Below are 9101 nucleotides of genomic sequence, written 5' to 3' on the forward strand. Positions count from 1 at the left end.
TGAAGAACCACCCTGGCGACATCATCTCGGTTGGTACAGAAACGGAACAGGAGGACAGTTATCATGTCGTTTACCACACTTCCGAAGATCGGTATGGGCACGTTTCGCCTGAAGGGCAACGATGCCCGGGAGGCGGTGAAGAGCGCCCTGTCGCTGGGCTATCGCCACATCGACACCGCACAGATGTATGAAAACGAGGCGGAAGTGGGCGACGGCATTACCTCGAGCGGTATCCCGCGCCGCGACATCTTCCTGACCACCAAGATCTGGCACGACAAACTGCATGCCAGCGACCTGATCAACAGCCTCCACGACAGCCTGGCCCGCCTGAAAACCGACCACGTGGACCTGACCCTCATCCACTGGCCGTCCCCGGGCGATGAGGTGCCGATGGAGGAGTACCTGGGCGCGCTCCGGGATGCCCGGCGCGAGGGTCTCACCGAGCATATCGGGATCTCCAACTTCACCTGTGCCCAGATGGATCAGGCAAAAGAAATCCTGGGTGATACGCCGATCCTGACCAACCAGGTGGAAGTCCACCCGTTCCTGGCCAACCGCAAGGTGGTGGAACACGCGCAGAAACTCGGCATTACGGTGACCGGTTACATGCCCCTGGCGGTGGGCAAGGTCATGGAGGATGAAACACTGCAGCGCATTGCCAGCGAACGGAATGTGACACCGGCGCAGATTGCCATTGCCTGGGTGGCCTCAAGGGGCGTGGTGCCGATCCCCTCCTCTACCCGGCCATCCCATCAGAAGGCCAACCTGGAGGCCCTGAAGATTCAACTGAGCGAGGATGAAATCAGGGCGATTGACGCCCTGGACCGGGGCGAACGGATTGCGAATCCGGGGTTTGCGCCGGACTGGGATTAACCCTGAACGCGACAACCAGCAGCACCAGGGTGGCCACCGGAAAGCCCAGCAACCAGAAGGTACCCAGGGCCCAGTAGGTGGCCGCACTGAACAGGGTCCAGGCCAGCGGCAGCGCCAACAGCAACCACCTGAGTGGCGATGGTTGCCGGGCAAAAAGCAGCACGGTGGCGGCAACGGTCACCCCGGGCGCAAGTCCGAACAGGGCGAGGGCCCACAGATCGGGCATTTCCAGCACCGACAGCCAGGGCAACAGGAGTATCGCCAGCCACCAGCTGACCGCCGCCGGCCACGTCATCGGTGCGGGCAGCGCTCTCCCCTTCAGCAGCAGCAATAACAGTCCCTGAACCACAAAGGCCCACCCGAACCCGGTGGCCGGCCAGTTTACCGGGCCGTAATAGCGCACCAGGAACAGATAGCCGCAGCCGATCCACGCCAGCCCGGCCAGAGCCATCGCCAGCCGCCTCGGCAACTCGGCGGCTTGCCGGCCGAACCACGGCAGCACCAGGCCAGCCAACGGCCACAACAATAGCCAGGGCCAGAGGTCCTGATTGATCCGCGCAAACAGTCTCAGGAATACCTCCGGGCCGAACATCACGAAGTCCTGCAAGGAATAGCTCAGCCAGGTCGCCCCGTTCACAGCTGCCTCACGTACTCTGCCATCATTCTTCGCTGGCTGGCGTCAGGCAGCTGACCGTACATGGCCCCCATGTTCTCCTGCATGTGCTCCACGCTGGTCGTGGCCGGAATGGCGCAGGTGACGGCGGGATGGGAAATGATGAACTTGAGGAAGAACTCGGCCCAGTTGCCCACGCCGGCCTCCCCTGCCCATGACGGCAAGGGCTCCGACTGGAACCGGCGGAACAGGGAGCCGCCCTGGAATGGCCGATTTACGAGCACTGCAATGCCCCGTTCCCGGGCCAGGGGCAGCAGCCGTTCCTCGGCCTCCCGGTCCAGCACGTTGTAGGTGAGCTGAACGAAATCCAGGGGTTCGGTTTCCATGACGCGCGCCAGCTCGCTATGCCGGCGGCCATGGGAGGTGGTAATACCGATGTAACGGACCCGGCCTTCGGCCTTCATCTCTTTCAGGGTCGCCAGGTGTTCCTGCCAGGCCAGCAGGTTGTGGACCTGCAGCAGGTCGAAGCGATCGATGCCCCATCGCCGCTCGGACGTGGCGGCCTGCTCCCGGGTCTCCGAGCCATCGCTGGTCCAGATCTTGGTCGCCGCAAAGATGCGGTCATGGGCGTGGAGTTTATCCAGCCCGGCGCCGATGACATCGGCTGCACTGCCATACATGGGTGAACAGTCGATCACAGTGCCATTGCGCTCAAGAAAGGTCTCGAGTACCCGGGTGCGCTGATCAATGAGGTACTGGTCTCCCCCGACGTTGAAGGTAATCCAGGTTCCCATGCCGATGGCGGGGACGGATTCCCCGGTGGAGGGGATGGGCCGGGAGTGGAAGGCCTGCTCACCCGCGGACGAGCCGGCAGCCATCAGTCGGGGGGAAGCCACAGCCAGGCCGCTAAGCCCGACACCGATCAGGAATCGTCGCCTTGATAGCTCCAGCATGGTGGCCCTCCCTTGAAATCTGCCTTAACTGACAGCCTCAACCGCCGTATTGTTCCTCCAGATACTTCAATATACGCGCCGATTCGAACATGGACGTCCCGGTGTTGGGATCTTCCAGGTAAGGGACCTGAACCCGCCCGTGCTGCCGGAAGAAATCATCCCGCTTACCTCCGGGTAACGGCTGGTATTTCCCGGGTTTGATGCGCTGCTTCGCGGGCCCGATTTCGGTCCAGTGTTCCTTGCCGAGATTGTGGAGCGTGTATGGAATCTCCAGTTCACACAGCTTTTCCCGCACCAGGCGGGAGAATGGACTGCCCTCGAAGCTCCACAGATGCAGCCCCTGATCGGGACGCTTGCCCGGTGCGGCCCGCAGCCCCCGCATTTCGCTGGCAACCGAGCCCAGAGAGCCAAATACCGGCTGCCAGACTCTGGCCTTGTAATAACCCGGAACCGGGCGACCACCGTACTGGCGGAACAGGTACTCAACGATATCTTCGGATTCATAGATGACCTGGCCGGTATTTTCATCCACCAGTAGCGGAAACAGCTGCTTGCCACCGATCGCTTCTGCTTCAGCCCGGTAAATTCGGCCGCCCTTGGGGCACGGTCGGATCTCAACGTCCAGGTTCAGGGCCGTAAGCGCCTCCCGCACCCGCCGGCAATAGGGGCAGCCTTCCATGTCATAGAGAATGATCGGTTTTTCCGGCTGCTCCGCCGCCTTCACCACCAGGCATCCGCGCCAGGCGGTAAAGGAAGAGGTTGCCACGGATTCGAGCACATTCACGTTGTGCTTTAACGCGTTCAGCATGGTTTGTCCTTGGTTTCGGGATGTTGAAGTGGCCATTATGCAGGCGCCTCCCGGTTTGCCATTGGCTCCCGTGTCCCCATGATGTGGTCAAACCAGGGTTTGGTCACACACCAGTTGGCGTTGGGGTTGGGCCCCATGTGGTGGTCATAGTGCCACGACAGATGCTCCCGGGCCCACTCCGGATCCAGGTGGGATCTCTTGTGCACCCGGTAATAGTTCCAGGCACTGTAATAGAGCGTACCGACAAAGAACGGAGCCACCGGCAGCAGGGGTGTTACCGCCGCGGCTCCCGCCACCAGGGCCGCGACCTCCTTGGTCTGGGCATTCCAGGTCAGGGGCGGGTGCCGGTAGTCTTCATCCAGGAAACCATTCCTGCGGACGTTCCGGTGATGGTCATGCCAATGGAACGCCCAGAAACTGTTCCGGTCACGCCCCCGATTGTGCAGAACGTGCTTGTGGAATACCCACTCAACGGCATTGGCTGTGATCAACCCGATCGGTATACCAATCATGGCGCCCTCCTGTTCTTGTTGTGGTCGTTGTATCACTGAACTAGGAAACGCTGATTGAACCTGAAATTCCATGACTGAAATGCCGTGAAACCCACGGTAAAAAACGCACACAAAGTCATTGACATCCACAAGATTAATTTTTGTACAGCTAACTCACTGATTCCAAAGGGCCCTTACAGAGCGTCACAAAAATTCAATATAAACAACGTCTCTACTGGCAATTTTTAACGTCATGTAGAGCTTTTCTGCATAGTACATCGCGCCAGGATCGGCTATTGTTTAGTCATAAGAACTCAACGGATGGAAATCATGAAGATCAGGGTCATGCGACGCAGCGTCAGGCAGGCAGGACTGAGGAGGTCCAGCCGTCGGTTCATGTTGTCTGCAGGAATTGCCGCGGTCATGGCTGCGGGCTTCCCGCTGGCTGCAGCTGCGCAATCGGGTAGTGAAGACTCCCCCACCCGGCTCTGGAGCACGGAAGTCCGGGATTACGCCTTCAAGGCACTGAACAACAAGGAAGGCCTGAGCGTTGCGGCCGTCCCCCTGAACGGTCCGGGGATCGAGCAGTATGTGAACGCTGACGAACTGATGAGCCCCGGCTCCATCATGAAGCTGGTTACCACCTACGCCGCCCTGGAAATTCTCGGCCCGACCCACCACTGGAATACCGATTTCCTGACCGACGGGCAGATGGTCGGCGATACGCTCAAGGGCAACCTGTACGTCCGGTTCGAAGGCGATCCGAAACTGACCCTCGAACGCCTGTGGTCCACCATGCGTGAACTCCGGCAGATGGGCGTGACCAGTATTGACGGCCACCTGGTTCTGGATGGCAGCTATTTCCGCGTGGATGGCGGCTTCCCGAAATTCGAGGACAATGGCGACAATCCCTACCGTCCGTTCCTGGTGGAACCTTCCGCCTACCTGACCAACCTCAACCTGCTGCACTTCCAGGTCCGGGCCGACGAGCGCGGGACCCAGGCCTGGACGACCCCGGACCTGAGCGAAGTGCGGATCGACAACCGGGTCACGGCCATACCCGAGGGCCCCTGCCCCGGCCGCCGTGACTTCAACTGGGAGCCGGTGTTTGACGACAACATGCAGGTCACCGTGCGCGTGACCGGTGAGCTACCGCAAGGCTGCCGGACCACCACCTACATGTCCCTGCTGCCCCACGAGCAGTACACCGCGTCCCTGATTCGTTCGGTACTCAAGGAAACCGGCGTGACCATCAGCGGCGCCAGCATGACCGGCAAGACCCCTGACGATGCCCGGCTGGTGATGAGAACCACCTCTCCGGACCTGGTCACCATGGTTCGGGACATCAACAAGTGGAGCAGCAACGTCATGGCCCGCCAGATGTTGCTCGCCATCGGTGCCGAGAACCGGAAAGAGGATGAACAGGACGATCGCGTTGCCGGTATCCGTGTGATCTACGAATGGCTTGAGGGCAAAGGCATCAATACCGCGGGTATGGTGATCGACAACGGCGCCGGCCTCACCCGTCATGGCCGCATCTCGGCCCGCCAGGGTGTGCAAATTCTCCAGCACGCCTGGAACAGTCCGTTCGCCTCCGACCTGATGGCCTCCATGCCAATCACCGCCATGGACGGAACCATGGCCCGCCGGCTGAAGCGAGCCGGCATGGAAGGCACAGGCCGGATCAAGACCGGTTACCTGGAGCATGTTCGCTCGATTGCCGGCTTTACCCGGGACGAAAACAACACCACCTGGGCGGTAGTGGGTATCGTGAACAATGACCCGGCCTGGAATGGCAAATCGGTGCTGGATCGTGTGCTTTACTCGCTGCATTACCGGCCGCCTACGGGGACGGCGATTTCGCGGGCTGGCGCAGAGCCATCGGATACAACGATTCAATAAAAAATGCCCCGGTCGAAGCCGGGGCATTTGTTTTCCTATCGAGCAGACTCTGTTACTGCGGCTCACTTGAAACGAAATCGTCCATGAGAGTCACAAATGCAATGTTTTGATCCCCTTCGGGAGTCAATTCGCCATCCACTGCTACCCGCGCAATAGCAGTGTAAACGCCACCAGCAGAAAGAGGAACGCTACCGGTTTTCAGCAACTGGTTGCCGCTCTGATCGGTAATGAATAACACGTAGTCCCCCTCGGGAACGGGCAGATAACCCGTGTTTGTCTTGAACTCGAAGTCATCCAGGGTCGGACTATTCACCTCAGTATTCAATACCGTGGCGGTCGCTCCACCCTCAGCGGTCGGCAAGAGGTAGACATCAACTGTCCCGGCCTCCACCGCGCCGTGAACCACTCTCAGAGAGGCCTGAGTGGCAATACTCCTGACATTGTCATTCAGCACCAGCGGCTCAATCTCGGCCAAGGTATTAACCGCGACAATCGTAGTAGCAGAGGCCTGTGCAAAATCAACATCCGCATCAATCACTGCGGCATTCACTGGATTCGTGCTCTCTGCCGGAGCCACCTTGATGTTGCGTGTGCCGACATCAATACTGGCGTAACCGTTAGTTGCCGCACTCGGGGCAACCTCACCGTAGGCCAGATTGTCCTCTGCTACAGCGTCGTCAACCAGCACCTGAACTGCCGGCGCATCGGCAGAATTATGGACCGCCCGTACACCCGCCTTCTGAGCTTGGTCGAAGAATTCCAGAACATCCCCAGTACCGGTCACTGCAATGAGGCTAATCGGGCTGTTATCACCCGTCAGCGCGGGATCGCCGCCAGACGGTGTTGTATTGGGACTGGTGTTATCGACAGCTCCCACGAGCAAGTCACTGCCAGCAGCCAACGATAAGGTGCCACTGTCATACACAACCGTGGGCGAGTTTCCGGGAATGGCGACCCGCACTTGATAATCACCGGCAGGTACTTCAATTGGTCCAACACTCTGCTTGAAAGAAAAGCTGAAAGACGCCTCCTCAGGAAGCGGATCGCCAGCTGCAGTCAGATACACCGCAACGGGCCCGCCCACTGCGCTCTGGGCATCGGGAGAGAGATGTGCAACGCGCAAACGCACGCTGTCTGGGCTGTCACGAGTGCCATCGTCGGTCAGGATCAAGGGCTCTATCGACCCGTCCCCCACCTTGCCCACAGCAATCACATCGTATTTGGTATCAAATCGAAGAGAGGCATCCGCATCAATCACGGTGGCGGTCTCGCCACCCGGCAGAATGCCATCAACCGCGATCGAGGCCGTACCGGCATTCGGGGTCAGAACGGCGGCCTGCTTGTAGTCAGCACCCGAAACCACCGTTTCATCGTTCACGCGCACATTGACTGCCGGCGCATCGGAAGAAGCATGAACGACCCGGACACTGGTTTTCGCCGGATCGCTGTCACCATCGAAACACCCGGCCAACAACACACTACTGGCCGCCACCAAAGGCAAAGCAAATTTTGTATTCATTGTCACTCATCCTCAATTGCGAGGTTGCAGATCAGGGTTTGATGGTTCGAACCTGCACAAATTCATTCCATGAACTGTACGCAAAACAATCTACGGATGGGTGCAACAAACAGATTTACAATTTTTGACAACCGGACTTAAAGCACAGGGGGCTAGCGCTCATCCGCCAGCACACGAAGTGTTCGTGCCGTCAGCCGCCCGGCAAGCGGAGCAACGAAAATAACCAGCGGAAAGGCCGAGCCCCAGGCAACGAGGAACGCGGGCCCCCAGCGCTCCAGGAAGCCCTCGGTGAGCCCGGTATTAATAAACGTGATGATCCCTGACATCATCAGGGACATGATGCCGGACATGTAGAACGCAAAGACAAACTGATGAACACGGGCGAACTTTTGCTTGGACATTGAATCTCCATAAGTCAGGGCGTGGCGAGCTTCTGTCGGCTCCATCCGTTCCAGACCCTGATTCGTAATATCTTTGACAGGGACTGCATGATAATGAGCATGCAATGTTTTTCCATAGGGCTTTACGCTGAGGCACCGTGATGAGTTCTCTCCCCTACCAACCGGGCGCCATGATCAGGGCAACCGTGGTACTTCTGACCATGGCATTGCTCTCAGCCTGCAGTTCGACCCGTATGGCCTACCGGTATGCGGATTGGGGCGTCACCTGGTGGGTCGAAGACTACGTAACCCTGACCGGCGGGCAGGAACAGCAACTGGCGCAGGACCTCGACAATCTCCGGCAGTGGCACTGCACCGCGGAACTGCCCCGCTATCGCCAGTGGCTGGCTGAGCTGGTCCGGGATACCCGGTCGGCTGATCTGGACCGAGAAAAAGTCAGCTACCATCAGCAGCGACTGTTCGACTTCCTGCCCGGGTTACTTGAGCAGGCCGCACCGACCGCCACCAACCTGCTTGCCTCTCTCAGCGACGAGCAAGTCGCCGAACTTGCCAGGAACATGGCCCGGAACCATGGGGAGATGGAGGAGAAATTCCTGCTGGATTCTCCCGAGGCACGAGCCGAGGCCAGGGCCGAACGGACGATGGAACGTATCGGAAATTGGCTCGGCCCCCTGAACCCCCGGCAGCAGCGAATTGCCCGTGAGTGGTCCGAAAGCCGGGGCAGGCAGACCGAGATCTGGCTGGAGGGCCGCCGGAATTGGCAGTTGGCGCTGCTGGCAGCCCTGGAGAAGCGGGACTCACCGGAATTTGGGGAGCAAATCCGCTACCTGCTGGTGAACTCGGAAGAGGTGCGCGGAGACGCCTACAAGGAGATGATGGCCGAGAGCCGGGTGGCGATGGCGGATCTGATGTATGAGCTGATCGAGGCTGGTGCGCCCTCGCATCTGGCGAATCTGGAAGACCGGGCGGTGGAGCTTCGGGGGGATTTCAGGGCGCTGACTTGTGAGCCGGCCTGAGGGGTGACTGTGAGTCGGCGTGAAGTTGGGGTCAGATGAAGGCTTTCATCAGACCCCGTTTCCAGGGGGCGAGCTCGAAGTTAAGTCGTAACCTGGGGTCAGATGAAAGCTTTCATCTGACCCCTTTTTCAGGGCGCGAGCTCGAGGTTAAGCCCGTGGCACCGGGGTCTGATGAACTTGTTCATCTGAAAATCATGTAGCCAGCCTCCCATAGTCCGTCATCCGGAGTAGGCTGGTAGTTGGCAAACACACTGCCGCTACAGGAGGCTGACATGACTCTATTCTGCGCCATCGACCTGCATTCAAACAATAGTGTCGCTGTCGTTCTTGATGAGAATGACAGCGTGCTTTATCAGGAACGTCTACCTAACGACCTGCCCACCATCGAGCGGGCGCTGCAGCCTTTCCAGAACGATCTCTACGGGGTTGCGGTGGAGTCGACCTTCAACTGGTACTGGCTGGTGGACGGCCTACAAGCGGCCGGTCACCACGTCATGCTGGTCAACACGCATGCGGTGCAGCAGT

10 protein-coding genes are annotated in these 9101 nt (G+C 59.3%); 4 read left to right on the forward strand and 6 right to left on the reverse strand.

Annotated features, from left to right (window positions below; translation table 11 throughout):
• Window positions 1-63 precede the first annotated feature (63 nt).
• Window positions 64-873 (forward strand): 2,5-didehydrogluconate reductase DkgB, encoded by an 810-nt coding sequence (gene dkgB / locus BM254_RS17440; protein WP_092006864.1) that lies wholly within the window; start codon window positions 64-66, stop codon window positions 871-873.
• On the opposite strand, the gene BM254_RS17445 is transcribed toward dkgB, so the two are convergent.
• Genes BM254_RS17445 through BM254_RS17460 form a run of 4 tightly spaced genes read right to left on the reverse strand, consistent with a single transcriptional unit; the run spans window position 803 to window position 3759 of the window.
• On the reverse strand, window positions 803-1510 hold the full coding sequence (locus tag BM254_RS17445; protein ID WP_092006865.1) for a hypothetical protein: 708 nt from the start codon (window positions 1508-1510) through the stop codon (window positions 803-805). The two genes, dkgB and BM254_RS17445, sit on opposite strands and share 71 nt — an antisense overlap.
• Complete coding sequence (locus tag BM254_RS17450) at window positions 1507-2439, reverse strand: aldo/keto reductase (protein ID WP_092006867.1); 933 nt, start codon at window positions 2437-2439, stop codon at window positions 1507-1509. The genes BM254_RS17445 and BM254_RS17450 overlap by 4 nt, the downstream gene beginning before the upstream one ends.
• A gap of 37 nt (window positions 2440-2476) precedes the next feature.
• Window positions 2477-3247 (reverse strand): glutathione S-transferase N-terminal domain-containing protein, encoded by a 771-nt coding sequence (locus BM254_RS17455; protein WP_092006869.1) that lies wholly within the window; start codon window positions 3245-3247, stop codon window positions 2477-2479.
• 35 nt (window positions 3248-3282) lie between these two features.
• Complete coding sequence (locus BM254_RS17460; protein ID WP_092006871.1) at window positions 3283-3759, reverse strand: hypothetical protein; 477 nt, start codon at window positions 3757-3759, stop codon at window positions 3283-3285.
• A 402-nt stretch (window positions 3760-4161) separates the two neighbouring features.
• Here BM254_RS17460 and dacB point away from each other — a divergent pair, with 402 nt between their 5' ends.
• Complete coding sequence (gene dacB, locus BM254_RS17465) at window positions 4162-5640, forward strand: D-alanyl-D-alanine carboxypeptidase/D-alanyl-D-alanine endopeptidase (protein ID WP_245777473.1); 1479 nt, start codon at window positions 4162-4164, stop codon at window positions 5638-5640.
• Between the two features lie 52 nt (window positions 5641-5692).
• On the opposite strand, the gene BM254_RS17470 is transcribed toward dacB, so the two are convergent.
• The gene (locus BM254_RS17470) at window positions 5693-7159 is read right to left on the reverse strand and encodes a DUF4397 domain-containing protein (RefSeq protein ID WP_092006873.1); all 1467 of its coding nucleotides are present in this window, start codon (window positions 7157-7159) and stop codon (window positions 5693-5695) included.
• 152 nt (window positions 7160-7311) lie between these two features.
• Window positions 7312-7560: a DUF2798 domain-containing protein gene (locus tag BM254_RS17475; protein ID WP_092006875.1), complete on the reverse strand. Its 249-nt coding sequence runs from the start codon at window positions 7558-7560 to the stop codon at window positions 7312-7314.
• A 140-nt stretch (window positions 7561-7700) separates the two neighbouring features.
• Between BM254_RS17475 and BM254_RS17480 the strand changes: the two genes are divergently transcribed.
• Entirely contained in the window at window positions 7701-8576 is an 876-nt protein-coding gene (locus BM254_RS17480; RefSeq protein ID WP_245777474.1) for a DUF6279 family lipoprotein, read from the forward strand.
• A 272-nt stretch (window positions 8577-8848) separates the two neighbouring features.
• The coding region (locus BM254_RS17485; RefSeq protein ID WP_139227101.1) for an IS110 family transposase at window positions 8849-9101 on the forward strand (253 nt) is incomplete at its 3' end.

The organism is Marinobacter pelagius (assembly GCF_900114925.1).
Lineage (GTDB): Bacteria > Pseudomonadota > Gammaproteobacteria > Pseudomonadales > Oleiphilaceae > Marinobacter > Marinobacter pelagius.